General features: G+C 42.1%; 23 protein-coding genes, 7 tRNA genes and 1 pseudogene. 13 read left to right on the top strand and 18 right to left on the bottom strand.

The window, feature by feature from the left end:
- Nucleotides 1-145, top strand: a pseudogene (locus tag ABR397_RS13600) (IS30 family transposase); the annotation flags it as partial.
- Between the two features lie 250 nt (nucleotides 146-395).
- Here the strand turns inward: ABR397_RS13600 and glk are convergent.
- The 6 genes from glk to ABR397_RS13570 all read right to left on the bottom strand — a co-directional run bounded on the left by glk (nucleotide 396) and on the right by ABR397_RS13570 (nucleotide 2,106).
- On the bottom strand, nucleotides 396-1,361 hold the full coding sequence (glk, locus tag ABR397_RS13595; RefSeq protein WP_350306205.1) for a glucokinase: 966 nt from the start codon (nucleotides 1,359-1,361) through the stop codon (nucleotides 396-398).
- A 214-nt stretch (nucleotides 1,362-1,575) separates the two neighbouring features.
- A tRNA-Lys gene (locus ABR397_RS13590) sits at nucleotides 1,576-1,651 on the bottom strand.
- Nucleotides 1,652-1,688: 37 nt separating this feature from the next.
- A tRNA-Lys gene (locus ABR397_RS13585) sits at nucleotides 1,689-1,764 on the bottom strand.
- Nucleotides 1,765-1,805: 41 nt separating this feature from the next.
- Nucleotides 1,806-1,881, bottom strand: a tRNA-Val gene (locus tag ABR397_RS13580).
- Nucleotides 1,882-1,925: 44 nt separating this feature from the next.
- Nucleotides 1,926-2,001: transfer RNA gene (locus ABR397_RS13575), tRNA-Val, on the bottom strand.
- Nucleotides 2,002-2,030: 29 nt separating this feature from the next.
- Nucleotides 2,031-2,106: transfer RNA gene (locus ABR397_RS13570), tRNA-Val, on the bottom strand.
- Nucleotides 2,107-2,378: 272 nt separating this feature from the next.
- Here ABR397_RS13570 and gltX point away from each other — a divergent pair.
- The 3 genes from gltX to ABR397_RS13555 all read left to right on the top strand — a co-directional run bounded on the left by gltX (nucleotide 2,379) and on the right by ABR397_RS13555 (nucleotide 4,264).
- Nucleotides 2,379-3,797 carry a glutamate--tRNA ligase gene (gene gltX / locus ABR397_RS13565; protein WP_350306204.1) on the top strand — a complete coding sequence of 473 codons (1,419 nt, stop codon included), beginning with the start codon at nucleotides 2,379-2,381 and terminating at the stop codon, nucleotides 3,795-3,797.
- Between the two features lie 258 nt (nucleotides 3,798-4,055).
- Nucleotides 4,056-4,131 (top strand) — tRNA-Ala (locus ABR397_RS13560).
- Nucleotides 4,132-4,188: 57 nt separating this feature from the next.
- Nucleotides 4,189-4,264: transfer RNA gene (locus ABR397_RS13555), tRNA-Ala, on the top strand.
- Nucleotides 4,265-4,355: 91 nt separating this feature from the next.
- Here the strand turns inward: ABR397_RS13555 and ABR397_RS13550 are convergent.
- The 4 genes from ABR397_RS13550 to zipA form a co-directional block, all read right to left on the bottom strand.
- Entirely contained in the window at nucleotides 4,356-4,571 is a 216-nt protein-coding gene (locus tag ABR397_RS13550) for a DUF3820 family protein (protein WP_021323870.1), read from the bottom strand.
- Nucleotides 4,572-4,679: 108 nt separating this feature from the next.
- A complete protein-coding gene (locus tag ABR397_RS13545; protein WP_350306203.1) occupies nucleotides 4,680-5,864 on the bottom strand; it encodes a NupC/NupG family nucleoside CNT transporter in 1,185 nt (394 codons plus the stop codon).
- Between the two features lie 241 nt (nucleotides 5,865-6,105).
- Nucleotides 6,106-8,124, bottom strand: a complete 2,019-nt coding sequence (gene ligA, locus ABR397_RS13540; protein WP_350306202.1) for an NAD-dependent DNA ligase LigA — start codon at nucleotides 8,122-8,124, stop codon at nucleotides 6,106-6,108.
- Between the two features lie 61 nt (nucleotides 8,125-8,185).
- Entirely contained in the window at nucleotides 8,186-9,118 is a 933-nt protein-coding gene (zipA, locus tag ABR397_RS13535) for a cell division protein ZipA (protein ID WP_350306201.1), read from the bottom strand.
- Between the two features lie 219 nt (nucleotides 9,119-9,337).
- On the opposite strand from zipA, the gene cysZ reads away from it, so the two are divergent.
- The 5 genes from cysZ (at nucleotide 9,338) to crr (ending at nucleotide 14,522) form a co-directional block, all read left to right on the top strand.
- The gene (gene cysZ, locus ABR397_RS13530; protein ID WP_350306200.1) at nucleotides 9,338-10,108 is read left to right on the top strand and encodes a sulfate transporter CysZ; all 771 of its coding nucleotides are present in this window, start codon (nucleotides 9,338-9,340) and stop codon (nucleotides 10,106-10,108) included.
- Between the two features lie 115 nt (nucleotides 10,109-10,223).
- Nucleotides 10,224-11,177: a cysteine synthase A gene (gene cysK, locus ABR397_RS13525; RefSeq protein ID WP_350306199.1), complete on the top strand. Its 954-nt coding sequence runs from the start codon at nucleotides 10,224-10,226 to the stop codon at nucleotides 11,175-11,177.
- 614 nt (nucleotides 11,178-11,791) lie between these two features.
- Complete coding sequence (gene ptsH / locus ABR397_RS13520; protein ID WP_350306198.1) at nucleotides 11,792-12,049, top strand: phosphocarrier protein Hpr; 258 nt, start codon at nucleotides 11,792-11,794, stop codon at nucleotides 12,047-12,049.
- 187 nt (nucleotides 12,050-12,236) lie between these two features.
- Nucleotides 12,237-13,964: a phosphoenolpyruvate-protein phosphotransferase PtsI gene (gene ptsI, locus ABR397_RS13515; RefSeq protein WP_350306197.1), complete on the top strand. Its 1,728-nt coding sequence runs from the start codon at nucleotides 12,237-12,239 to the stop codon at nucleotides 13,962-13,964.
- A 48-nt stretch (nucleotides 13,965-14,012) separates the two neighbouring features.
- Nucleotides 14,013-14,522 (top strand): PTS glucose transporter subunit IIA, encoded by a 510-nt coding sequence (gene crr, locus ABR397_RS13510; protein WP_350306196.1) that lies wholly within the window; start codon nucleotides 14,013-14,015, stop codon nucleotides 14,520-14,522.
- Between the two features lie 235 nt (nucleotides 14,523-14,757).
- Here the strand turns inward: crr and cysM are convergent, their stop codons facing one another.
- From cysM to ABR397_RS13480, 6 genes are all read right to left on the bottom strand, one after another.
- Nucleotides 14,758-15,639, bottom strand: a complete 882-nt coding sequence (cysM, locus tag ABR397_RS13505) for a cysteine synthase CysM (RefSeq protein ID WP_350306195.1) — start codon at nucleotides 15,637-15,639, stop codon at nucleotides 14,758-14,760.
- A gap of 153 nt (nucleotides 15,640-15,792) precedes the next feature.
- Nucleotides 15,793-16,878, bottom strand: a complete 1,086-nt coding sequence (cysA, locus tag ABR397_RS13500; protein ID WP_350306194.1) for a sulfate/thiosulfate ABC transporter ATP-binding protein CysA — start codon at nucleotides 16,876-16,878, stop codon at nucleotides 15,793-15,795.
- Between the two features lie 14 nt (nucleotides 16,879-16,892).
- Nucleotides 16,893-17,738, bottom strand: a complete 846-nt coding sequence (cysW, locus tag ABR397_RS13495; RefSeq protein ID WP_350306193.1) for a sulfate/thiosulfate ABC transporter permease CysW — start codon at nucleotides 17,736-17,738, stop codon at nucleotides 16,893-16,895.
- Nucleotides 17,738-18,571, bottom strand: coding sequence for a sulfate/thiosulfate ABC transporter permease CysT (gene cysT / locus ABR397_RS13490; RefSeq protein ID WP_350306192.1), 834 nt, complete (start codon nucleotides 18,569-18,571; stop codon nucleotides 17,738-17,740). The genes cysW and cysT overlap by 1 nt, the downstream gene beginning before the upstream one ends.
- Nucleotides 18,571-19,593, bottom strand: coding sequence for a sulfate ABC transporter substrate-binding protein (locus ABR397_RS13485; RefSeq protein ID WP_350306191.1), 1,023 nt, complete (start codon nucleotides 19,591-19,593; stop codon nucleotides 18,571-18,573). Before ABR397_RS13485 ends, cysT begins: the two co-directional genes overlap by 1 nt.
- Before the next feature lie 247 nt (nucleotides 19,594-19,840).
- On the bottom strand, nucleotides 19,841-20,449 hold the full coding sequence (locus ABR397_RS13480; protein WP_350306190.1) for an RpoE-regulated lipoprotein: 609 nt from the start codon (nucleotides 20,447-20,449) through the stop codon (nucleotides 19,841-19,843).
- 172 nt (nucleotides 20,450-20,621) lie between these two features.
- Between ABR397_RS13480 and ABR397_RS13475 the strand changes: the two genes are divergently transcribed.
- Complete coding sequence (locus tag ABR397_RS13475; protein WP_350306189.1) at nucleotides 20,622-21,038, top strand: YgiW/YdeI family stress tolerance OB fold protein; 417 nt, start codon at nucleotides 20,622-20,624, stop codon at nucleotides 21,036-21,038.
- A gap of 41 nt (nucleotides 21,039-21,079) precedes the next feature.
- Here the strand turns inward: ABR397_RS13475 and ABR397_RS13470 are convergent, their stop codons facing one another.
- Nucleotides 21,080-21,511 (bottom strand): GNAT family acetyltransferase, encoded by a 432-nt coding sequence (locus ABR397_RS13470; RefSeq protein ID WP_350306206.1) that lies wholly within the window; start codon nucleotides 21,509-21,511, stop codon nucleotides 21,080-21,082.
- 137 nt (nucleotides 21,512-21,648) lie between these two features.
- On the opposite strand from ABR397_RS13470, the gene hemF reads away from it, so the two are divergent.
- The 3 genes from hemF (at nucleotide 21,649) to ABR397_RS13455 (ending at nucleotide 24,403) form a co-directional block, all read left to right on the top strand.
- Nucleotides 21,649-22,557, top strand: coding sequence for an oxygen-dependent coproporphyrinogen oxidase (gene hemF, locus ABR397_RS13465; RefSeq protein ID WP_350306188.1), 909 nt, complete (start codon nucleotides 21,649-21,651; stop codon nucleotides 22,555-22,557).
- A gap of 232 nt (nucleotides 22,558-22,789) precedes the next feature.
- A complete protein-coding gene (prtS, locus tag ABR397_RS13460) occupies nucleotides 22,790-23,896 on the top strand; it encodes a metalloprotease PrtS (RefSeq protein ID WP_350306187.1) in 1,107 nt (368 codons plus the stop codon).
- Nucleotides 23,897-24,085: 189 nt separating this feature from the next.
- Nucleotides 24,086-24,403, top strand: coding sequence for a protealysin inhibitor emfourin (locus tag ABR397_RS13455; RefSeq protein WP_350306186.1), 318 nt, complete (start codon nucleotides 24,086-24,088; stop codon nucleotides 24,401-24,403).
- Between the two features lie 27 nt (nucleotides 24,404-24,430).
- Here ABR397_RS13455 and der read toward each other — a convergent pair whose 3' ends face one another.
- Nucleotides 24,431-25,915 (bottom strand): ribosome biogenesis GTPase Der, encoded by a 1,485-nt coding sequence (gene der, locus ABR397_RS13450; RefSeq protein WP_350306185.1) that lies wholly within the window; start codon nucleotides 25,913-25,915, stop codon nucleotides 24,431-24,433.
- Nucleotides 25,916-25,933 lie beyond the last annotated feature (18 nt).

Raw genomic sequence — 25,933 nt, 5'->3', positions numbered from 1 at the left:
CAATGGGTTAATCAGACAATACTTTCCAAAGGGAACCAATTTTAATGAAATCTCTGATCAGGAAATAAATTTTGTGGTAAACCGATTAAATAATCGCCCTCGAAAAACACGAGGTGGGAAAACACCAAATGAATTATTTAATTAGCCATATAATTAATAAAAATATAAAAAAATATTAATTTATTATATTTTTCAATATGATACATTGGATTTAAATGGTTACATGTAATTATTTATTTGAAACAGATATCTATAACATTACAATGAATTAATATGTTTTCATTAGAATTAACGATATAATTCCATTTCAGATAATTAATAAATTATATTTTCAGGGTTCTTAATCAGATATATACAATCATTATTTTCAATATGTATATATCTGCCTTTATAACTTAATCAATCAGTGAAAATTGTTGCCGTAGATAAGTCCCTGAGCCTAATAATCCAGGTTGCGGATGAGTAATCAGATAAACAGGAATCTGTTGGACTAATGCTTTAAAGCGCCCTTTATCTTCAAATCCATAAAGAAAATCCGATTGCTTAAAGAAATCAAGAAATCGCGGCACTATGCCGCCAGCGATATATACACCACCAAAAGTTCCCATATTTAAAGCTAAATTTCCGCCAAATCGCCCCATAATCTCACAAAATAATGCTAGGGCACGATGGCAATATTGGCAACTTTCATCTAATGCCCGCTGTGTCACTATTTCGGGTTCTAAATCTTCCGGCTGGCTCTGATCCAAAATTGCAATGGCCTGATAGAGATTCACTAATCCACTACCGGACAAGATTCTTTCTACCGAAACATGCCCCAATTTGCGACGTAAAACAGCTAATATTGCATCTTGTTCTTCACTATTTGCCGCAAAATCTACATGACCGCCTTCACCAGGTAAGCTAATCCATTGCTTACCCGCTTTTATTAAATGAGCCACACCAAGGCCAGTTCCAGCCCCATAAACAGCAATTGGTTTATCTTCAACCGCAGCTCCCCCTCCCAATTGAACTTTATGTTCCTCTGTCAGCATAGGGATAGCCATAGATACGGCAGTGAAGTCATTAATAACATCTAACTTTTCTAGCCCAAGCGCCTGTTTCAGCTCACTAATAGAAAATGCCCATTGGTGGTTAGTCATTTCCACCCAATCACCATTTATCGGGCAGGCAATAGCGATACAAGCATAAGTTATTATTACTTTTTGCTCCGCCAAATAGTGGCTGATAATAGATTCCAACCCAGAGTATTGTTTTGCACTATATGTTTTAATCTGGTCAATAGCCCCATCTTGCAAATTACAAAGTGCTAATCTGGCGTTCGTACCACCGATATCAGCCACGAGTCCGTAGAGATTCATTTTTATATCCTAATAATTAGCCAGTACAACAATTATGTAAAGCTTATCTCATCTGACATTATTGGTATAGGTCGTTTAGGTACGAATAGTTTGCACAATCGGAATATCACATATTAAAGATGATTTGCCAGGCTAAAACCTGAAACTAATTGATTAAAAACTAACTGAACTAACGAATATCTGAGGGAGTTTTTTTTCAAGTGAAGATCTAAGATGGTGGGTCGTGCAGGATTCGAACCTGCGACCAATTGATTAAAAGTCAACTGCTCTACCGACTGAGCTAACGACCCATCTATAGAGGAACTACTCTAACTACGTCTTTTGGAATGGTGGGTCGTGCAGGATTCGAACCTGCGACCAATTGATTAAAAGTCAACTGCTCTACCGACTGAGCTAACGACCCATACCAAAAAGGTTTGATACTGCTGAAACAATCTAATGAAGTGGTGGGCGATACCAGATTCGAACTGATGACCCCCTCCTTGTAAGGGAGATGCTCTACCAACTGAGCTAATCGCCCACTTCATAATGACTATTACTGCCTTAAACCACCGAATTTATGATTGGTGGGCGATACCAGATTCGAACTGATGACCCCCTCCTTGTAAGGGAGATGCTCTACCAACTGAGCTAATCGCCCAATCATAAATTCATTTTTGTCACAACGAGTGGTGGGCGATACCAGATTCGAACTGATGACCCCCTCCTTGTAAGGGAGATGCTCTACCAACTGAGCTAATCGCCCCGTCGTGATGGAGTCGCATTATAGGGATAGTTCAGGATGAGTCAACGCTTTTTCTAGGGAAAAATATCGTTCGTCTCAAAATTAAACAAAGGTGAGATAATTATCATCACTTAGGGTGCGGTTTAAGCAGATATGCTGACTTTTCTCAACAACATCCCGCTAACAGCATTGAGGAATTAAAGTCCAGTGATAAAATACCCCCCCACTTTTATTACTTTAAATCACCAATAACGTTCATTGAAAAGTGAAACGTAATTAAGGCAATCCCCAAAATGAGTAAAATTAAAACCCGTTTCGCACCAAGCCCAACTGGCTATCTCCATGTTGGCGGTGCACGTACCGCACTTTATTCCTGGTTATATAGCCGCCATAACAAAGGCGAATTTGTATTGCGTATCGAAGATACTGACCTTGAACGCTCAACTCAGGAAGCCATTGATGCCATTATGGACGGTATGAACTGGTTAAATCTGAATTGGGATGAAGGTCCTTATTATCAGACTAAACGTTTCGATCGCTATAACCAGGCTATTGATCAAATGCTGGAACAAGGGACTGCTTATCATTGCTATTGTTCTAAAGAACGCCTGGAAGAATTACGCGAAACTCAGATGGCAGATGGCGATAAGCCTCGTTATGACGGCCGTTGCCGTGATAATCAATGTCAGCATAATCCGGATCAACCCCATGTTGTCCGTTTCCGCAACCCACAAGAAGGTTCTGTTATTTTTAATGATAGTATCCGTGGCCCAATTGAATTCAGTAATCAGGAACTTGATGATCTGATTATCCGCCGTACCGATGGCTCTCCAACCTATAACTTCTGTGTTGTCATTGATGACTGGGATATGGAAATCACTCATGTCATTCGCGGTGAAGACCATATCAATAATACACCACGTCAAATTAATATTCTGAAAGCACTGGGCGCCCCAGTTCCAGAATATGCACACGTTTCAATGATCTTGGGCGATGATGGTAAAAAACTGTCTAAGCGTCACGGTGCAGTGAGTGTTATGCAATACCGTGATGATGGTTATCTGCCAGAAGCACTGCTGAATTATCTGGTTCGTCTGGGTTGGTCACACGGTGATCAGGAAATTTTCAGTATTGAAGAGATGACTGAATTCTTCAGCCTAGATGCTATCAATAAATCCGCCAGTGCATTCAATACAGAAAAACTACAATGGCTGAACCATCACTATATTAATGCCCTACCCCCAGAGAAAGTTGCCGTTCATCTGGCATGGCACATTGAGCAACAAGGTATTGATACCCGTAATGGCCCACAATTGGCTGATCTGATTAAATTGTTGGGTGAACGCTGCAAGACGCTAAAAGAAATGGCAGAGTCCTGCCGCTACTTCTATGAGGATTTTGCTGAGTTTGATGCAGATGCAGCGAAGAAACATTTACGTCCAGTTGCCCGTCAACCTCTTGAAGTTGTTCGTGCAAAATTGGCTTCAATTACTGACTGGACACCTGAAAATGTTCATCATGCCATTCAATCTACAGCTGATGAGTTGGAAGTTGGTATGGGTAAAGTCGGTATGCCACTGCGTGTTGCTGCTACTGGAGCGGGCCAATCTCCAGGCGTGGATGTGACTATTCATGCTATCGGGCAAAGCCGTACTCTGGCCCGTATTAATCAGGCTCTGGAATTTATTACTCAGCGTGAAACTCAGCAGTAATTGCAGTAATTAATGCTACAAAGGCATCACCGATTTAGTGTGGTGCCCTCTATTTTCAAAAAATCTCATTTAATTAATACCACGTTGTAACGCCCCCAAACGCTTTCTATCTCATTTCAACCCGTTGTTCAGCCTTTATTTTGTCGATCCACCACAAAAGTGATGACTTTTTCAACGCTTGCTCTGAGAATGATAAGTTAGCCGTTGACAGTATTTGCAAGGTTTCATATTATGCGCCCCGTTCCATTAATTTTGATTGGGGCTATAGCTCAGCTGGGAGAGCGCTTGCATGGCATGCAAGAGGTCAGCGGTTCGATCCCGCTTAGCTCCACCAAATACTTATTACCAGAATAAAGTGTTTGGCGCTAAAATTAGGAAAGGCAACATTCGTGGGGCTATAGCTCAGCTGGGAGAGCGCTTGCATGGCATGCAAGAGGTCAGCGGTTCGATCCCGCTTAGCTCCACCAAAATTATCAGGCCCTGAAAGCCATGCTTTCAGGGCCTTTTGTCTATGCATCGAAATAACCACCATTTTGTATAAAAAAACTTTCATCCCTGCTAATTCTTCTTCAATGGTTTTACCAATGAATCCAATCCTTCTATTTTTATTGCTAAAGTCATCTCCATCAGCATGCCCAATTTACCTTGTGGAAACTCCCCTTTACGAGCGAACCACAATAAATACTCTTCTGGTAAATCAATCAGCATACGCCCTTTGTATTTACCGAATGGCATAACAGTATTAGCAATTTCTATCAGATTTTCTTTTTCCATAACTTGCATTTATATCAATTAAAAAAGATAACTCCAGTTTACGGGGTATAGGAAAGAAAAGAGCTGCATCATCCATGATGCAATATTCCACTCTAACACTTTATCTTTCTACAACACCAAACCTGCAATAGCCGCAGACAAGAAGCTGACAAGAGTTGAACCAAACAGTAGCTTCAAACCAAAACGGGAAACGACGTTACCCTGGTTTTCATTCAACCCCTTAATCGCACCGGCAACAATCCCAATTGAAGAGAAATTAGCAAAAGAAACCAAGAATACCGACAAAATACCCTGTGAACGAGGCGAAAGTTCTGTCGCAATTGATTGCAAACTATGCATCGCAACAAATTCGTTAGAAACCAATTTGGTTGCCATGATGCTACCAACCCGCAACGCTTCATCAGCAGGAATTCCAATTACCCAAGCAAATGGATAGAACACATAGCCCAGCATTTCCTGGAAACTCATGTCAAAAATCATGCTAAACAGCGCGTTAATAGCCGCAATCAGGGCAATGAAACCAATCAACATGGCGGCAACAATCAGTGCGACTTTAAAACCAGCCAGAATATATTCACCCAACATTTCGAAGAAACTTTGGCCTTCGTGAAGATTGCTCATCTGAATATCTTCTTCGCTATCAACAGAATACGGATTAATCAGTGACAGGATGATAAAAGTACTGAACATATTAAGCACCAATGCCGCCACAACATATTTAGGCGCCAAAATGGTCATGTAAGCACCGACGATTGACATGGAAACTGTTGACATTGCAGTTGCGGCCATCGTGTACATTCGGCGCTCAGACATTTTTCCCAGCACATCTTTATAAGCGATAAAGTTTTCAGACTGACCCAGTATCAGAGAACTTACTGCATTGAATGATTCCAATTTCCCCATACCGTTGACCTTAGACAACAGAGTACCAATAACCCGGATAACGATTGGCAATACTTTGATATGCTGCAAAATACCAATCAGTGCGGAAATAAAGATAATCGGACACAATACATTCAGAAAAAAGAATGCCAGTTTCGCGCCCATCATGCCGCCAAAAATGAATTCCGTCCCTTCACCCGCAAATTTCAGTAAATGCTCAAATAAACCGGCAAATCCCATGACAAATTCCTGACCAACACCTGAATTCAGGAAAAACCACGCCAGGACAAGTTCAATAACAAGCAACTGAATAATATAACGAGGACGAATACCTTTACGGTTACTGCTCGCCAGAATAGCAAGGCCGCCAATGATAATCAGGGCCAAAAGGAAATGCAGGATTTGAGACATATCACACTCCAAACACAACAGAAAGCTAGTTTATAAAATGCATTCTATGTAATAAAAGGCGATTAAATGGGATGGATATCACATTAAATTGAAATAATTCTTACTCTAAATTTTTATTTGGTGAGATTAATCACATTTTCAGCTAAATCGTATAAGATCAGATTCGAAAACACATTATCAAATATCACTGATTATTGAGAGTAACCTCTCAATAATCAGTAAACAGAATACAAATAAAAAGTTATTCACCCAATAAACGGATCATTTCTTCTTCATCAATAACTGGAATATTCAACTCATTAGCTTTAGCCAATTTCGAACCGGCTGCTTCACCAGCAATCACCAAATCTGTTTTCTTAGAAACGCTGCCAGTCACTTTTGCCCCAAGTGCAACAAGTTTATCTTTGGCTTCATCTCTGGATAACTGATGCAATGAGCCAGTAAGCACAATTGTTTTACCTGCGAATAAGCTGTCAACCTTCTCAGCCTTTGTGACGACAACGTGTTCCCAATTGATACCGGTATTCTCAATCAGGTCATCGATAACTTTTTGATTATGAGGTTCATTGAAGAAGTTAACCACGTGTTTTGCCACTACTTCACCAACATCCTGGACCTCTTTCAGAGCTTCTTCATCAGCGGCACGTAATTTATCCAGGCAGCCAAAGTGAGCGGCCAAATTAGCGGCAGTCGTTTCTCCAACTTCACGGATACCCAGCGCATAGAGAAAACGAGCAAATGTGGTTTTTTTCGCTTTTTCCAACGCATCTACCACATTTTGCGCGGATTTCGGCCCCATACGATCAAGCCCGGTCAATTTACCCGCAGTAAGTCTGAAAAGATCCGCCGGGGTTTCGACATACTCTTTATCCACCAGTTGATCGATAATCTTTTCTCCCATACCGTCAACATCCATCGCTCGCCGGGAAACAAAGTGTTTCAGTGCTTCTTTACGCTGGGCTCCACAGACTAAACCACCAGTACAGCGCGCAACAGCCTCCCCTTCAATCCGCTCAACATCCGCCCCACATACCGGACAATGTTTAGGGAAAACAACTTTATCACTGTCCTGTGGCCTTCTGTCCTCCACAACACCCGCGACCTTTGGAATAACATCACCAGCACGACGGATAACAACAGTATCGCCAATACGCAGACCTAAACGTTCAATCTCATCCGCATTGTGCAATGTCGCATTACTCACCGTTACACCAGAGACCTGCACCGGCTCCAGGCGTGCTACCGGTGTGATAGCACCAGTACGACCGACCTGAAATTCAACATCGCGGACAATCGTCATCTGCTCCTGAGCAGGAAATTTGAATGCTGTTGCCCAGCGTGGCGCACGGGCGACAAAGCCTAACGTTTTCTGTAATTCCAGCGAATTCACTTTGATGACAACACCATCAATATCAAACCCCAATGTTGAACGCTGGTTTTCAATATCGTGGTAAAAATCAATAACCTGTTGACTATCAGTACAAACCTTAATTTTGTCGCTGACCGGCAATCCCCATTTCTTAAACTGTATCAACCGCTCGTAGTGACTAGCCGGCAATTCCCCTCCTTCCAATACACCAACACCATAACAGAAGAAAGCCAATGGCCGCTTAGCGGTAATACGGGGATCGAGCTGACGCAGAGAGCCAGCCGCGGCATTACGTGGATTAGCAAATACTTTTGCGCCGGTGCGGCGCGCTTCCTCATTCAGCTTCTCAAACCCTTTTTGGGGTATAAAAACTTCACCACGAATTTCAACACGGGTTGGAATATTCTCTCCGGTCAGGCGCAGTGGAATTGCGTAGATAGTCCGTACATTTGATGTAATGTTTTCCCCTGTTGTACCATCACCACGGGTCGCCGCCTGTACCAGTTCACCATCTTCATACAACAGACTAACAGCCAGACCATCCAGTTTCAGCTCACAGCACACCACTAAATCCTGATCATCTTTCAGGCGGTCACGCACCCGCTTATCAAACGCTAAATAACTCTCTTCATCGAATACGTTATCCAGTGATAGCATGGGAATTTCATGGCGGACTTGTTCAAAAGCAGCCAGAGGGGCAGCACCAACCCGCTGTGTCGGTGAATCAGATGTAATCAGCTCCGGGTACTGTTCCTCAAGAACCTTTAATTCCTGCATTAACCGATCATATTCTGCATCAGGGATCTCTGGCTTATCCATGACATGATACAGATATTCATGATGACGCAGTGTTATTCTGAGATTTTCTATTTTTTGAGCAGTTGATTTCATGACTTATAACCAGCGATAAAAAGCCCCCGACTAGCGGAGGCTTGAACATTCGATAAATTGATTATACCTGAACATCAAGTGTGCTGCGAATGCGTGCTTTATACAATTCGATTTTTTGTGGCGTCAGCATTTTGCGCTCATCATCAAGCACCACTCCCCCAACATCAGAAGCAATGCGTTGAGCCGCTTGCAACATCAGCTTAAAATTCTGATTAGCTTCTCCGTAAGCAGGTACCATCATAAACATGGAAACCCCTGGAGTGGTAAAATCAGCCATTATTTCAGGATTAAATGAACCCGGCTTCACCATATTAGCAAGACTGAATAACACCGGGCCACTGCCTGATGGATTCAGATGGCGGTGGAAAATCTGCATTTCTCCAAATTGGAAGCCAGATTGCAGGATACTTTGCAGCAAGAGCTCACCATTCAATGCCTGACCGAAGTGTGCTGCCACATGAAGAACCAAAACGATTTCTTTTGCTGCTTTGGCCTGCACTTCCTTCTCACCATCCCCCTCTTTTGCCATATTCTGAGACTTTTCTTCCGTCTGAGGCCTATTTTTCTCCGGCTCATCCTGCTCTTCGGATTCAAACAGGCCAAGCTGGGGTTCCTGCTCTTCTATTTCTGTTACTGCTTTTCTGGTTGTAGTCTCAGGCTGATGACTAGCCAGCAACGGATCATTGCTTTCTTCAGACGTAGCAATATCCATTTCAGTTAACTTTGGCTGACGGCGCCCAATAACCGGTTCAGCTTTATATTCCTGATGAGGTTTTACCTGCTTATGGGCGTAAGGCTTTTGTTGATTGTCAAACGCTTCATCATCACTGTCATCGACGGAACTCTCCTGACGATCATGTTTATGACGTTTAACTGGGCGATCACGAAAAAGCGAAGAACGCTCTTTACGGCTGGTCCACAACCCATGTAACAGCAAAGCTATTATTGCTATCGCACCAACAATGATTAATATCAGACGCAAATCCTGCATCATTGCTATCTCTGTTATTTAATTAATATGCCACCACGGCGGAACATTTTCTGTATTAACTGTATTTGTCAAATAACACAAGTGCAAGCTTATACACACTTTTCTTATCATAAATATGCCTGATAAGCATTTTTTGCTTTTTTTTTATACAGAACAATACTAGTCAGTCAAGAATCCTGCCTATATGATAGCGTCTCAATCATACAGGAGAGAATAGGAAGTATGCTTAATTTAACAAAATCACCCAAAAATTTAAGCGGCTTTCAGTATTTGGCGCAAGGTTGCAGATTAATTACTCGCCCAGGTATTAAAAGATTTGTTCTATTGCCTTTATTGGCAAATATTTTGTTACTCGGTGGTTCATTTTGGTGGCTCTACCAGCAACTGGAAAACTGGATCCCCTCAATACTGAACAAAGTACCGGATTGGATGCAATGGCTTAGTTACATTCTATGGCCACTCGCGGTGATTTCTGTTTTGCTGATTTTTACTTATTTATTCAGCACAATAGCGAACTTCATAGCAGCTCCGTTCAATGGATTACTGGCGGAAAAACTGGAAGCTGATTTAACGGGAACCTCTGCGCCGGATACCGGGGTTAAGGAACTGGTGAAAGATGTTCCACGCATCCTGAAACGGGAGTTGGTAAAATTACTCTACTATATTCCACGCGCCTTGGTTTTGCTGCTTCTCTATTTTATTCCTGTTATCGGGCAAACTGTCGCACCTGTGCTCTGGTTTATTTTCAGTGCCTGGATGTTATCGATTCAATATTGTGATTATCCATTTGATAACCACAAAGTCAGTTTTCCAACAATGCGTAGCGCCCTTCGCCAAAACAAAATGAATAATCTGCAATTTGGCGCACTGGTGAGTATTTTGACAATGATACCTATTGTCAATTTGGTGATTATGCCGATCGCAGTATGCGCTGCTACTGCAATGTGGGTAGATCGCTATCGGGATCAACACAGCCTCCATATTATGAAATAAATTTATTAAAATGTTATTCTTTAAGACGATAAGAATATATTCAAACTATATTTCCATAACCTGATTGTTGGCGTATCGTTGATCGGATATCACTAAAGGGAGTTGAAAGACGAGTATGAGTAAAATTTACGAAGACAATTCTTTAACAATTGGCCGTACCCCGTTAATTCGCTTAAAACACTTTGGCAATGGACGTATTCTAGCAAAAGTAGAGTCTCGTAACCCAAGCTTTAGTGTAAAATGCCGCATTGGTTCTAACATGATTTGGGATGCTGAAAAACGCGGTATCCTACAGCCAGGAAAAGAGTTGGTAGAGCCAACCAGTGGTAATACCGGGATTGCGCTTGCTTACGTTGCCGCATCCCGTGGCTATAAATTAACGCTGACTATGCCAGAAACGATGAGTATTGAGCGTCGCAAACTACTGAAAGCGCTGGGGGCAAATCTCGTGCTAACTGAAGGCGCTAAAGGTATGAAAGGAGCCATTGAGAAAGCCAATGAAATTCAGGCCAGTGACCCCGATCGCTATATTATCCTGCAACAGTTCAGCAATCCGGCAAACCCGGAAATCCACGAAAAAACCACTGGTCCGGAAATCTGGGAAGATACCGATGGTGAAGTAGACGCATTTGTTACCGGCGTAGGTACTGGCGGTACACTAACAGGCGTTGCCCGTTACCTGAAAAATACCAAAGGTAAAAACATCACTGTGGTTGCAGTAGAGCCCGAAGACTCACCGGTAATCAGCCAGACTCTGGCCGGTGAAGAAGTGAAGCCCGGCCCACACAAGATTCAAGGCATTGGCGCTGGTTTTATTCCAAATAACCTTGATCTGCAACTGGTTGATCGCGTATTCAAAATCAGTAATGACGAGGCAATTAAAACCGCTCGTGAAATCATGATGAAAGAAGGCATTTTAGCGGGTATCTCCTCCGGCGCTGCCGTTGCAGCCGCAGTGAAACTTTCTCAGGAACCGGAGTATAAAGATAAAAATATTGTCGTCATTCTGGCTTCATCAGGTGAACGCTATCTGAGCAGCGCATTGTTTACTGACTTATCTGATGAATAAAAGTATTTAAGTAAGTTACCTAGTTTTATTGATAAAAAAGCACCTAAATGGTGCTTTTTCTGTGTAGTAGATCAAACTTTTACACTTTACCAGATGATTTCTTACAACGGGTTTAGTATTTAACCAATAATAATTATTTCGATGCTCGAAATTAATTAACAGAAGTAGTAGTTTCAGTTAAGTAGTCCTGTAATCTACCTTTACTTCAAACTATCAATCAGAAGCATCGGAAGGAATAATTTTTTTGATAATCGATAAAATATTTTATTACATTATCAATCTTATAGCCTATCCCAGTAGGCTCAATTGGTACGGGCCGTTCTTGTGAATGACGTTCTTGTGAAAGAATGGTGAACACGAGCAGCACGTATAGCCCGGAGCGTACGCATAGTAACGTATAGTACGTAAGGAGTGATTTGTTTCTCTCCTCTTTCGGGCAAAACTAAAGGGCGCTCAAAAGCTATTTATCGCTTTTGTCGAAATATTGCCGGGCTCGCACTTTAGGCATAAAATCGCTCTACTGGGATAGGCAATTAATGAATACTCAAGTTAAGATTTGTTTATTACAATTTTTTAACTTACATAGCAAAAATCTAAGTTATTGAGGAAACGTCATGTTCCAGCAAGAAGTCACTATTACTGCGCCAAATGGCCTACACACCCGTCCCGCTGCACAGTTTGTTAAAGAAGCAAAAAGTTTCTCTTCCGACATTACACTGACTTCCGGTGGCAAAACGGCCAGTGCGAAGAGCTTGTTTAAGCTACAAACTTTAGGGCTAACTCAAGGCACTGTTGTGACCATCTCTGCTGAAGGCGAAGATGAGCAAAAAGCGATTGAGCGTCTGGTTAAATTGATAGCAGAACTGGAATAACCTTCCGTTGACCACAACGCCAGTCAAGATTCAGAGACTGTGAATAATAAACTGATATTCACTTAGCCGTTTCTTATCCCTGGATAAAGTCTTATCCGGGGATGTCAGTTTAAATGCATTCCCTAAAACAGCAAACCATCTGTAGGCTGGCTCTTTAAAGAATACTTATTAGTAGTTAGGTAACATCATGATTTCAGGCATATTAGTATCACCAGGCATCGCTTTCGGTAAGGCATTATTACTGAAAGAAGACCCAATTATTATCAATCAAAAAAAAATCAGTCAAGAACAAGTTGAACAAGAAATTTCCCATTTCAAGCAAGGTCGTGAAAAAGCCTCATCTCAGTTAGAAATAATCAAAAATATAGCGGCAAAAAACCTCGGCGAAGAAAAAGCGGAAATCTTCGAAGGGCATATCATGCTGTTGGAAGATGAAGAACTTGAACAAGAAATTATTTCGTTAATTAAAAACGATTTCAAAGCTGCGGATGCCGCAGTTTATTCCGTGATTGAGACTCAGGCCCAAGCCCTCGAAGAATTGGATGATGAATACCTGAAAGAGCGTGCTACAGACGTGCGTGATATCGGTAAACGCTTGCTGAAAAACATTCTGGGTATGTCCATTATCGATCTGGGTTCAATTTCAGAAGAGGTTATTCTGATCGCCAACGATTTGACCCCATCTGAAACTGCGCAACTCAATCTGGACAAAGTTCTTGGTTTCATTACTGATTTAGGCGGCCGTACTTCCCATACCTCAATCATGGCCCGTTCTCTTGAACTTCCAGCGATAGTCGGTACCACCAATTCGACAGCAGCAATCCAAAACGGTGATTACCTGATCTTGGACGCGGTAAATAACCATATTCATATCAATCCATCTGATACAAAAATTGAACAGCTAAAAAAAACCAAAAACGAATATCTGGCAGAAAAAGCTGAACTTGCGAAACTAAAAGATCTGCCTGCAATGACTCTTGATGGTCACCAGGTTGAAGTCTGTGCCAACATCGGTACCGTCCGTGATGTTACTGGTGCTGAACGCAATGGTGCCGAGGGTATCGGTTTATACCGTACAGAATTTCTATTTATGGATCGTGATACACTGCCAACAGAGGAAGAGCAATTCCAAGCTTATAAAGCCGTTGCCGAAGCAATGGGTAGCCAAGCGGTTATTATACGTACTATGGATATCGGCGGTGATAAAAATCTGCCCTATATGAATCTACCGAAAGAAGAGAATCCATTCCTTGGTTGGCGTGCAATTCGTATTTGCCTTGATCGAAAAGAGATCTTACATTCTCAGTTACGTGCTATTTTACGTGCATCTGCTTTCGGTAAATTACGTATTATGTTTCCAATGATTATTTCTGTAGAGGAAGTACTACAACTGAAAGCAGAACTTGAATTGCTGAAAGAACAACTTCGTGAAGAAGGTAAAAAATTCGATGAAGCAATTGAAGTAGGTGTGATGATAGAAACACCAGCTTCAGCAGTCATTGCTCGTCACCTGGCAAAAGAAGTTGATTTTTTCAGTATTGGGACAAACGATCTAACTCAGTATACTCTTGCTGTAGACCGTGGTAACGAATTGATTTCTCATCTTTATAACCCGATGCTACCAGCAGTGTTGAGCCTGATTAAGCAAACCATTGACGCTTCACACGCTGAAGGTAAATGGACGGGGATGTGTGGCGAGCTTGCAGGTGATGAACGTGCTACACTGTTGCTATTAGGTATGGGGCTGGATGAGTTTAGTATGAGTGCGATTTCTATTCCCGGCATCAAGAAAATCATTCGTAATACGCGTTATGAAGATGCAAAAGCGCTGGCTGAGCAAGCCCTTTCTCAGTCTACCGCTCAGGGAGTGATGGAGTTGGTTGATACATTTATCAAAGAAAAAACACTTTGCTAACAATATCGGTTAAAACGCGGTCCAGTATAAACAATTAGGAGAAGATTCATGGGTCTGTTTGATAAACTGAAATCCCTGGTTTCAGATGATAAAAAAAACAGCGGCACTATTGAAATTATCGCACCCTTATCTGGTGAGATTGTCAATATTGAAGATGTTCCAGATGTTGTTTTCGCCGAAAAAATTGTTGGCGATGGTATCGCTATAAAACCTACCGGCAGTAAGATAGTTGCACCAGTTGATGGGACGATCGGTAAAATATTTGAAACCAACCATGCGTTTTCTATCGAATCGGACAGCGGTATTGAGCTATTTGTCCACTTTGGTATTGATACGGTTGAGCTTAAAGGAGAAGGCTTTAAGCGCATTGCTGAAGAAGGTCAGCGTGTACAGAAAGGTGATTTAGTTTTGGAGTTTGATCTTCAATTCCTTGAAGAAAGAGCGAAATCAATACTGACGCCTGTTGTTATTTCCAACATGGATGAAATTAAAGAATTGTCCAAACTGAATGGCTCTGTCATTGTTGGTGAAACGCCTATTATGCGTATTAAAAAGTAGCAATATTTTAACTACCACAATACCTTTTTGTATTAAAAAACAGCCGACAACAACGGCTGTTTTTTATTTTATTCCGGTATTCGATTTACATCACCTTTACATTCAGAAACTGGATCGTGTGAGCAGAACTTACCGCTACTTAGCTCTACTCAATCTAAATGACTGCTTTTGATATCTGCCAACACGACATAACCAAGTCTCTCTTAACGATACTGGCAAGCATTTGATAATCAGATTAATTAAATACTCCAGTAGAAAGATATCTGTCACCCCGATCACAGATAATTGCAACAATGACAGAACCCGGATTCTGTGCCGCAACTCTTAATGCACCGGCAACAGCGCCACCGGAACTAACCCCACAAAAAATCCCCTCTTTGTGAGCTAACAAACGCATAGTCTCTTCAGCTTCTTCCTGCTTGATATCCAACACTTGATCCACCAGTTCCTTGCGAAAAATGCCGGGCAGATAAGCTGGCGACCAACGTCGAATACCTGGGATATGGCTGTTCTCAGCTGGCTGTAAACCAACAACCTGAACACTGTTATCCTGGCTTTTTAAATAGCGGCTAACACCAGTAATTGTCCCCGTGGTTCCCATACTGGAAACAAAATGCGTAATGCGTCCTCGTGTTTGCTGCCAAATTTCCGGCCCGGTAGTAGTAAAGTGAGCTAAGGGGTTATCCGGGTTATTGAATTGATCAAGAACTTTACCTTCACCATTACGCTCCATTTGCTGAGCTAAATCACGCGCGCCTTCCATGCCCACATTTCTACTCACCAAAATAAGCTCCGCACCATAAGCGCGCATAGAAGCCTGACGTTCAAGGCTCATATTATCAGGCATTAGTAATTTAAGGTGATAACCTTTTACTGCTGCAATCATTGCCAATGCAATACCTGTATTTCCGCTGGTGGCTTCAATCAATACGTCACCCGGAAAAATTTCACCCCGCAATTCAGCCTGCTGAATCATTGACAGCGCTGTCCTGTCTTTTATTGAACCAGCCGGATTATTACCTTCAAGTTTTACCCATATTTCCACACCCAGCTTATCGGTCATTCGTTGTAGTTTTACCAGCGGGGTGTTGCCTATAAAATGTTCCAAGCTTGCCACAGCTATTACCTATTTTTATTTAATAGAACAGCGAAATAACCATATTCAGAAATATATCGCAAGACTTTAAATAAAAAATGCCCATCTCCAGACGGTAAGAAGATGAGCAAATGGTACCAACCAAAATTTTAAATCATTGTCAGGCGGTCTGAGCTAAACTAAGGGTTTGCAAAGGGTTTGCAGTTGTTTATCACCCGCATATAAACGGGCTTCAGTACCACCAATAAAATAACAGCTGCCTCTTACTGGTACTGACGTTTCATCGAACCAAACAATAGCAACCGGCTCCTGATGCCAGCCCAGAGGCTGGACGGAAAGCTGCCAGAAATGCCCACGAGGACTAACCTCAGTCACCTGTACAGGCAGTGGACTCGATGGTGTAGGTTGCGAATTAATCATGACTTCCCACGGTCGCAGGAATACATCAACATTCCCCTGATGAATTGGTGTCACCTTAAGAGGCAGATGTTGCCCGCCAATCAAAAGCTGAGATCCTTTAATCTCACCACGAAGATGGTTAACCTCACCAAGGAATTCCATCACAAAACGGCTGGCCGGATAACGCCATACCTCTTGTGGCGTGCCTACCTGTTCAATACTCCCCTGGCTCATAACAACAACCCGATCAGCCACTTCCATCGCTTCTTCCTGATCATGAGTCACAAAGACACTAGTAAATTTCAATTCTTCATGAAGTCTGCGTAACCAACGGCGTAGTTCCATCCTTACCTGAGCATCCAGTGCACCAAATGGCTCATCCAGTAACAGAATTTGTGGTTCAACAGCCAATGCCCTCGCCAGCGCTACCCGCTGTTTTTGTCCACCCGAAAGCTGTGACGGATAGCGTTCAGCAAGATGAGTCAATTGCACCATTTCCAGTAATTCCATAACCTTACGACGGATAGCCGCCGTATCAGGACGCTTACGCCGTGGCAATACGGTCAATCCGAAAGCAACGTTATCGAATACGGTCATATGCCGGAATAATGCATAATGCTGAAAGACAAATCCAACCTGACGATCTTTGGCATGCATACGACTCACATCCTGACCGTGGAAGCTCAGCTTCCCCGCAGTCTGTTGTTCCAGACCAGCAATAATCCTTAACAAGGTTGTTTTACCGGAGCCTGACGGGCCAAGCAAAGCGACCATTTCTCCAGAAAAAATATTCAGAGTGATATCGCTCAGAACCTGAGTCCGACCAAAATATTTACTGATATTATTAACTTCAATACTCATATTGTGCTCCTACCTTAACTATGCTGGCGACTTAACCGCCACTGCAAAGCACTTTTAACAACCAATGTGATCATTGCCATCAACGCCAGTAATGCGGCCGCAGTAAATGCTCCTACGGTATTGTAATCTTGATGCAATAATTCAACCTGCAACGGCAATGTATAAGTTTCACCACGAATCGCACCGGATACCACCGACACAGCGCCAAATTCACCAATTGCCCGGGCATTGGTCAAAACCACACCATATAATAACGCCCAACGGATATTGGGTAATGTCACCCGCCAAAACATTTTCCAACCAGATGCCCCCAACAATATTGCCGCTTCATCTTCCTGGCTTCCCTGACTAAGCATCATCGGCACCAACTCCCGGACAACAAACGGGCAAGTCACAAACACCGTGACCAACACCATGCCCGGCCAGGAAAACATTAATTGAATGTCATAAGGTTCCAGCAAACTTCCTGCCCAGCCATTCGAACCATAAAACAGCAGATAGAGCAAACCCGCCACTACCGGCGACACAGCAAACGGGATATCGATTAACGTCAGCAAACATTGCCGTCCCGGAAACTGAAAACGTGTCACCAACCAGGCAATCATCACGCCAAAAATCAGGTTTACCGGAACGGTGATCAACGCAATCAATACCGTTAACCAGATAGCATGCAGCATGTCAGTATCTAAAAGATTCTGAGCAACCACCCCAATTCCTTTAGAAAAGGCGGTCATAAATATCCATACAATTGGGATCACTAACAACAAGACTGAAAACAGGACTCCTGTTGTGATAAGCCCCCATTTCCCCCAATTGACAGGCGGTCGTTGTGCAATAGAAAATTGAGACAGTTCAGCCATTAATGCCCTCCAATCCGCTTACCAAAGCGGCTTTGCAGAGTATTAATGCTAAACAGTAATATCAGGGATACCGCTAATATGACCGATGCAATGGCACTGGCAGCTGGGTAATCAAACTCTTGCAAGCGAATGAAAATCATCAGTGATACCACTTCTGTCTGCCATGCGATGTTACCTGCAATAAAAATCACGGCGCCAAATTCTCCCAGGCTGCGGGTAAAAGAGAGTGCAGCACCAGCAATTAAAGCCGGGGATAATTCAGGCATGATTACACGCCAGAAAGTTTGCCAACGGCTAGCGCCTAATGTCTGAGCCGCTTCTTCATACTCCGGCCCCAACTCTTCAAGTACCGGCTGAATAGTTCTCACCACAAATGGCAGACTGGTAAACGCCATTGCCACCGCAATGCCCAGCCAGGTATTCACCACTTTCACATCAAAGTGCCCAAGAAGTGAACCATACCAACCTGTAGCAGAGAACAGCGTCGCCAGTGTCAACCCGGCTACCGCAGTAGGCAACGCAAAAGGGAGATCCATCAAGCCATCCAGTAAGCTACGGCCAGGGAAACGATAGCGGGTTAAGACCCATGCCATCAGCATACCAAACACCGCATTGAACAAACTGGCAACCGCTGCCGCCAGTAATGTCACTTTGTAAGCCGCCACTACCTGAGGATTAGCAATAACCCGCCAATACTGTTCCCAGGTCATACTGGAAAGCTGCACAACCAATGCGCTCAGGGGCAATAATAAAATCAAGCAGGTATAGAACAAGCTGCTACCTAAACTCAGCCCAAAACCAGGCAATACTCGCTTACTGGATCCCGCAAACATTACTTATGCCCTTCCGCCAGTAATTGATCCAGTGTGCCATCTGTATTGAAGTGGGTTTTCATCACTTGTGACCAACCACCAAACTGATCTTCCAGTCGGAACAATTTAGTCTCTGGGAAACGTGCTTTCTGCTGATCCATCACTTTTTTATCGCTAACGCGATAATTAAAGCCAGTGATGATCTGCTGTGCCTGTGGGCTATAGAGATAATTCAGATAAGCTTTCGCCGCCTCCTCAGTGCCGTTTCTCACAATATTCTTATCAACCCAAGCAACAGGGAATTCCGCCAGAATATTTATTGGTGGGACAATTACTTCATATTTGTCGTTACCATATTGTTTACGGATATTGTTTACTTCAGATTCGAAACTTATCAGCACATCACCCAAACCACGTTCAATAAATGAAGTCGTTGCACCGCGACCGCCGGTATCAAACACGGCGACATTTTTCAGGAAACGTTTTATCCATTCGCGGGTTTTACCCTGATCTCCGCCATTTTCCTGTTGAATAGCTCCCCACGCAGCCAGATAAGTGTAACGGCCATTACCGGAAGTTTTAGGGTTTGGGAAGACTGATTTGACATCTTTACGTACTAAGTCATGCCAGTTACGGATATTTTTGGGATTACCTTTACGTACCAGAAATGCCATTGTGGAATAGTAAGGTGAACTGCTATTTGGCAGACGGCTCTGCCAATCAGTGGCTATCAGATCACCACGATCATGCAAAATTTGCACATCTGTCACCTGATTGTAAGTCACTACATCAGCCCGCAATCCCTGAAGAATGGCCAGTGCTTGTTTGGATGAGCCAGCGTGGGATTGTTTGATTATCAATTTGTCCTGTGGATGCTGCTCATTCCACTGTTTTTCAAATTCAGGATTAAGGGTAGAAAATAGCTCACGCGCAACGTCATAAGAGCTGTTTAACAACTCTACAGCAAAGGCATTACTGCTGCCCAATAAAGTTACTGCTACTAGTCCGTTTAGTATTTTATTGTTTACTGAATACTTTTTCATTTCTCACCTTATTCCGTTATTTCATCAAATAACGCTCCGGTGACTAATGTATCCAGTTTATTTATAACAGGGTAGATAACTATCACTGTTTAATATACCAAATTGCAATTAGAAAGTATGAAACGCAATAAGCTAACAGGAATAGTAAGGCTTTTACTTGAAAAATGCGGACCTGCTACGGCTCCGCAAAAAACACATCAAATTCACTAAACTGACTCAGTTTGTACTTTCACTCAGAAACGGCTTTTCACCGCTTCCAAACGATACGTTCCACTTTCCAGTTTTTCAAAGCATCATCAGAAGGCATCAAACCTTCCGGACCATTCCAGTTGCCTGTAAACAGATAACTGACATTCTTGCTCTGCGGAGATACGCAGATAATTGACCTCTTTTCTGATTCACTCACCGTATTTCGGCAAGCATCAAATGCCCGGTTATAAAGCGCCGAGAATGGTATACCGATCTTTGTCCCCCAGACGGTTTCAATATCTTTATCCAACACATCAATACGGCTGACTTTTCCACCTGCCTGACCAAAAAGTTCTATTTTCAGTTGATCACCCTCCATCGCTTGAAATACCGTCACCAACTGACCATTTTTCGTTTCCATGCCGCTGCGTAAGTGGTACTTCCCATCTAACCCTTTATCTATCGCGTCCTTATTCATTGCTGTCAGACTATTTATTTCCCCAACTCCTTGAGCTGAGATTTTTAACGAGCCGCCAAACCAGCTGAAAGGCGACAAACTCGACCATGAAAAACCAGATGAGCCCGCACAACCAACCAGTAACAACGAACAACCTATTGTGGCAAAACGTAATCCTGACAAGATGTTAGCTAAAGAAAACTCCTGCATAACTGGCTCCTTTTGATTAAATACAGAAATGAATACTGAGACATCACACCACGATTGTTAGTTTCAAAGAACAGTTTAAATTATTAACAATGAGTGAATATCACATTGATTAAATATCGCTTGCCGGTATACTGCTTTTCTAAAAATGAGTCACCATAATAAGGTCAATATGATGAAAAAAACATTTGCAACCGTCGCCCTGATTGCTTTATTCAGTGCACCATTAACAGCTCAAACCTCACATATGCAATCTGGTGGTTTTTCTGGTCCAAATTCTACCCAACCCCAAACCCAGACAGCACCACAAGGTGGTTTTATCGATAACAATGTAAGAATTTCGACCACTGCACAAGTTAAAAGTATGTGGGATGACAGTTGGGTCGTGCTGGAGGGAAATATCGAATCCCGTATCCGTGGTGATCACTTCATATTCCGTGATAATACAGGAGTTATTGAAGTCGAAATTGATTATAAATACTGGAATGGTCAAACAATAACACCTCAGGATAAAGTCCGCATTGAGGGTGAAGTCGATAAAGAGTGGAGTTCTGTGACAGTTGATGTGAAAAAAGTCACTAAATTGAATTAATGATTTGTGGCTGAATGGAGTTCATTCAGCCACATCTCTACTCAATATTCCTGATCGATAATCAGACGCTTACTGAAAATAACGCTCTCTTGATAGCAATCTTCGTATTCCAACTTTTCGCACATATAAAGAGTGGCATCGTTATCCTCAGGCACAATAAAAATTATTTTTGGACAGCCTCGAGCAATCAGCTTCTTTTCCAATCGGGAAATTAATGCATTCGCAATTCCCCGTCCCCGGAATTCAGGGTGAACACCCAAATAATAAGCCGAACCACAGTGACCGTCATAACCCCCCATAACAGTCCCAACCACTTCACCCGCCACTTCCGCGACTAAAAACAGGTCAGGTTCATGGGTAAGCTTACGCTCAATATCCATTTCAGGATCAACACCAGGATTAAGTAAATCGCAGCGTTCCCATAAGGTGATCACTGCTTCAAAATCATCTTGTCGAAATACCCGAATTTCCATTCCTAACCAACCTGTTTTTATTGAAATAACCATTTCACATTATCTTCGCTTTAGCACCGGAATCAATACGAAAATGTGTTCTCTATCACCAATAGGTATAATATGGCAATCACTACATTATTAATGAGCAAAGAGTCATGAACACACCAAACATCAATCAAATTAAATCTTTTTTCCTTTCATTACAGAATGAAATTTGCCAGCAACTGGAACAGGCAGATGGCAAAGGGAAATTTATTGAGCAATGCTGGCAACGGGAAGATGGCGGTGGTGGTCGCAGCCGAATTATGAAAGAAGGCGCTATATTCGAACAAGCCGGCGCTAATTTTTCCCATGTATCAGGAACCATGCTTCCCTCATCAGCAACAGCCCATCGTCCTGAATTGGCCGGCCGTAATTATCAGGCCATGGGTGTCTCTCTGGTTATTCATCCTTTAAATCCCTATATCCCAACCAGCCATGCTAACGTCCGATTTTTTATTGCGGAAAAAGAAGGTGAAGCGCCAGTATGGTGGTTCGGTGGAGGTTTTGATTTAACACCTTATTATGGTTTTGAGGAAGATGCTATTCACTGGCACACTACCGCCAAAAATATATGTCAACCATATGGAGAAGATATCTATCCAAAATACAAAAAATGGTGTGATGAGTATTTTTATATTAAACATCGTAATGAAGCTCGTGGAATTGGTGGCTTATTTTTTGATGATTTAAATACGCCTGATTTTGAACATTGTTTTCACTTTACTCAGGATATAGGTAAAGGTTTTATTTCTGCTTATCTACCTATTGTGGAAAAAAGGAAGAACATATTATGGAGTGAACATGAACGACAATTTCAATTATATCGTCGTGGTCGTTATGTTGAATTTAACCTAGTTTGGGACAGGGGAACCCTATTTGGATTACAAAGTGGCGGACGAACAGAATCTATCTTAATGTCCATGCCACCATTAGTACGTTGGGAATATGACTATCACCCTGAACCAGGATCTGCGGAAGCTGCTTTATATATTGACTTTCTACCAGTAAAAAACTGGATATGATTTTTTATCATGTTAGGAATATTATAAACAATTATTCCTAACTATTTATATTTTTAATACGGCCAATACAGAAATCCCTCACATAAAATATATAACAATTTATTAACAATCCTTTAACATAAAAGAAGCAGGTTGGCCCTGATGACTATCAGATGGAAACGTGTTTAATATGAAAATGTACTTAAAGAGTACCTCTAATTAATAACTAATAATTTATTCCAGGAGATATTTTATGCAAATGCAAAACAATAACTACAAAGGTTTAATACCACCATACATTCTTCAAAATATTTACAAGAATAACAGTGAAAGTGAAAAAGATAACGTATTAATGACATTAAATCATACCCAGAGTTTAATGTTGGACAGTGTTATTAAAACATCAGACTCTATTGATAATACTGATAATGAAGTTGTCAGCGACACTCTACATCGTAGTATTTATGATGCAAAAAATGAAACTAGATTACCCGGAACTTTAGTACGAGATGAAGGTGATCCAGATAATGGCGACGTAGCCGTTGATAATGCATATAAATATCTGGAAGCAACTTACAATTTCTACAAAGAAGTTTTTAACCGCAATTCATTAGATGATAAAGGAATGAAATTGATTGCCACCGTGCATTACGGCAAAGAATACATGAATGCGTATTGGGGCAGAGGACAAATGGTGTTTGGTGACGGTGACGGTAAGGTTTTCAATAACTTCACCACATCTATCGATGTAATCGGCCATGAATTATCTCATGGTGTTATCGAAAAAACAGCAGATTTGATCTATTTCTTCCAGTCCGGCGCATTAAATGAATCAATTGCCGATGTCTTTGGCTCTCTGGTAAGGCAACATTATCTAAAACAGAAAGCTGATGAAGCAAGCTGGATTGTAGGGGAAGAATTACTGGCCAAAGGTATTAAAGGCGTAGGGATTCGTTCAATGAAAGAACCCGGCAAGGCATATGATGATCCGCTTCTTGGTAAAGATCCTCAGCCTGGTCATATGGATGATTTTAAAGACTATCCTATTTATAGAGATAATGGTGGTGTTCATGTTAACTCAGGTATTCCTAATAAAGCCTTTTATAATCTCGCGATAAAATTAGGCGGATATGCTTGGGAAAAAGCAGGAAAGATATGGTACAACACACTGCTGGATAAAGATCTTGCACGCGATACTAATTTCTTATCCTTTGCCAAGTTAACAGTTAAACATGCTCTTGCTTTATTTGATGAGGATGTTGAAAAAGCCACTATAGACAGCTGGAAAGAAGTGGGCATTAAAGTGGATGAAGAAGATAAAGGCAAAGATAAAGGCAAAGACGAAGGAAAAGATAAGTGAGAAACTAAAGTCTAATCTGTAAATATATCGCTGGTTTAATACCAGCGATATTCTATTATTTGTAACACCTAACCTGACAGCTCCTATTAATAAAGAAAGATAGCTAATTAAAGGTACTAAAATTGTTAACGCCTAATTTTACGCTATACTGTAGAAACGTAAAAAATAACTGTGCAAAACTGGTATATCATGAATAATAAAATCATCGAACTCACAACTGATAGTAAAATCACGATCTCCCTGCAAGGAGGATTTGCTGCTACACCGGGTCTTAGCCAAGATAAGACAGTGAATTTAAAATCATTGTCTCCCCACCAGAAACAACTATTTGTTCAGGCTATAGAACAGAATTTTTCTGATTCTATGCCGCTATCACCATATCCTGATCAACATTATTATCTGCTCTGTATCATCACGGGAAATGAAGAATATCACTTCATATTTCCAGAATTAGATGCGCCAGAAATAATTACTCAAATATGGGATACCAGCAAAAAGGGTGGTTAATCACCACCCCCTTTCTTTGATTAGAAACTAACGCTTTTTCAGATGAGCCATCAGACGCTTACGTTTACGCATCTGATTCGGCGTCAAAGTATTACGTTTATCAGCAAAGGGGTTTGCCCCTTCTTTAAACTGAATCCGAATGGGTGTCCCCATCACTTTCAAGGACCGACGGAAATAGTTCATCAGATAACGCTTATAAGCATCAGGCAAATTAGCTACCTGATTACCGTGGATCACAACGATTGGTGGATTATAGCCACCAGCATGGGCATATTTCATTTTTACCCTGCGCCCACGGATCATCGGCGGTTGGTGATCTTCTTCAGCCATACGCATGATACGGGTTAACAGTGCAGTATTCACCCGGCGAGTCGCGCAGTCATAAGCCTCAAGAATCGAGTCAAACAAATTACCCACACCACTGCCATGTAAAGCGGAGATAAAATGCACTCTGGCAAAGTCAACAAAGCCAAGACGATAATCAAGCATTTCTTTCACTTGCTCTTTATCTTCCTGCGACATGCCATCCCATTTATTGACCGCAATAACCAATGAGCGCCCGCTATTAAGAATAAAACCCAACAACGACAAATCCTGATCGGAAATGCCTTCACGGGCATCGATCACCAGTAATACAACGTTAGCATCTTCAATCGCCTGAAGGGTTTTGATGACTGAGAATTTTTCAACCGTCTCAGTAACCTTACCTCGCTTACGCACACCCGCGGTATCAATCAGGATATATTCGCGACCATCACGCTCCATAGGAATATAAATACTGTCACGGGTAGTACCCGGCATATCATAAACCACAACCCTTTCTTCACCTAAGATACGGTTCGTCAAGGTAGATTTACCGACGTTTGGCCGGCCGACAATGGCTAATTTTAATGGCAGAGTTAATGGATCAAAATCATCTTCTTCCTCTTCCGACATTTCCACTTCATTCTGTTCCAGCTCGGCCCAATAGGCTGCGTTGGCTTCTTCCTCTGTCAGCTCAACCTCTTCTTCCTCTCCTTTACCGGAAAAAGGCAGCAATGCCCGTTCGATAAGTTGGGTGACACCACGACCATGAGAAGCGGCGATGGAGTATATATCACCCAATCCAAGCGAATAAAATTCAGCTACAGATGTATCAATATCAATACCATCAGTTTTATTCGCCACCAAAAAAGTGGCTTTTTCACGGCTGCGCAGGTGTTTTGCTATAGCGTGGTCTGCCGGCATCAACCCGGCACGGGCATCTACCATAAACAGAACAATATCGGCTTCTTCAATTGCCATCAAAGATTGTGCCGCCATATGGGTTTCAACACCATCTTCGGTACCATCAATACCACCAGTATCAATGATGATAAATTCCTGTCCTTCGACTTCGGCCCGACCATATTTGCGATCGCGGGTCAGACCTGGAAAATCCGCTACTAGCGCATCTCTTGTACGGGTTAAACGGTTAAATAACGTGGACTTACCCACATTTGGGCGCCCTACCAGAGCGACGACAGGTGTCATTTGTTGATGCCTCATGAC

It is taken from the genome of Photorhabdus viridis, from assembly GCF_040256935.1.
In the GTDB taxonomy this organism is placed as follows: Bacteria; Pseudomonadota; Gammaproteobacteria; order Enterobacterales; family Enterobacteriaceae; genus Photorhabdus; species Photorhabdus viridis.
The sequence above is the reverse complement of the archived record's forward strand: the minus strand, read 5'-3'. Positions and strand labels throughout refer to the sequence as shown.

Coding starts and splice junctions, on each gene's coding strand:
- zipA (WP_350306201.1), bottom strand. CDS start 9,118: ATGATGCAGGATTTGCGTCTGATATTAATCATTGTTGGTGCGATAGCA.
- ABR397_RS13475 (WP_350306189.1), top strand. CDS start 20,622: ATGAAAAAAACATTTGCAACCGTCGCCCTGATTGCTTTATTCAGTGCA.
- gltX (WP_350306204.1), top strand. CDS start 2,379: ATGAGTAAAATTAAAACCCGTTTCGCACCAAGCCCAACTGGCTATCTC.
- ABR397_RS13480 (WP_350306190.1), bottom strand. CDS start 20,449: ATGCAGGAGTTTTCTTTAGCTAACATCTTGTCAGGATTACGTTTTGCC.
- cysK (WP_350306199.1), top strand. CDS start 10,224: ATGAGTAAAATTTACGAAGACAATTCTTTAACAATTGGCCGTACCCCG.
- hemF (WP_350306188.1), top strand. CDS start 21,649: ATGAACACACCAAACATCAATCAAATTAAATCTTTTTTCCTTTCATTA.
- cysA (WP_350306194.1), bottom strand. CDS start 16,878: ATGAGTATTGAAGTTAATAATATCAGTAAATATTTTGGTCGGACTCAG.
- ptsH (WP_350306198.1), top strand. CDS start 11,792: ATGTTCCAGCAAGAAGTCACTATTACTGCGCCAAATGGCCTACACACC.
- ABR397_RS13545 (WP_350306203.1), bottom strand. CDS start 5,864: ATGTCTCAAATCCTGCATTTCCTTTTGGCCCTGATTATCATTGGCGGC.
- cysZ (WP_350306200.1), top strand. CDS start 9,338: ATGCTTAATTTAACAAAATCACCCAAAAATTTAAGCGGCTTTCAGTAT.
- crr (WP_350306196.1), top strand. CDS start 14,013: ATGGGTCTGTTTGATAAACTGAAATCCCTGGTTTCAGATGATAAAAAA.
- ABR397_RS13455 (WP_350306186.1), top strand. CDS start 24,086: ATGAATAATAAAATCATCGAACTCACAACTGATAGTAAAATCACGATC.
- glk (WP_350306205.1), bottom strand. CDS start 1,361: ATGAATCTCTACGGACTCGTGGCTGATATCGGTGGTACGAACGCCAGA.
- ABR397_RS13550 (WP_021323870.1), bottom strand. CDS start 4,571: ATGGAAAAAGAAAATCTGATAGAAATTGCTAATACTGTTATGCCATTC.
- cysW (WP_350306193.1), bottom strand. CDS start 17,738: ATGGCTGAACTGTCTCAATTTTCTATTGCACAACGACCGCCTGTCAAT.
- cysT (WP_350306192.1), bottom strand. CDS start 18,571: ATGTTTGCGGGATCCAGTAAGCGAGTATTGCCTGGTTTTGGGCTGAGT.
- der (WP_350306185.1), bottom strand. CDS start 25,915: ATGACACCTGTCGTCGCTCTGGTAGGGCGCCCAAATGTGGGTAAGTCC.
- ABR397_RS13485 (WP_350306191.1), bottom strand. CDS start 19,593: ATGAAAAAGTATTCAGTAAACAATAAAATACTAAACGGACTAGTAGCA.
- prtS (WP_350306187.1), top strand. CDS start 22,790: ATGCAAATGCAAAACAATAACTACAAAGGTTTAATACCACCATACATT.
- ABR397_RS13470 (WP_350306206.1), bottom strand. CDS start 21,511: ATGGAAATTCGGGTATTTCGACAAGATGATTTTGAAGCAGTGATCACC.
- ligA (WP_350306202.1), bottom strand. CDS start 8,124: ATGAAATCAACTGCTCAAAAAATAGAAAATCTCAGAATAACACTGCGT.
- ptsI (WP_350306197.1), top strand. CDS start 12,237: ATGATTTCAGGCATATTAGTATCACCAGGCATCGCTTTCGGTAAGGCA.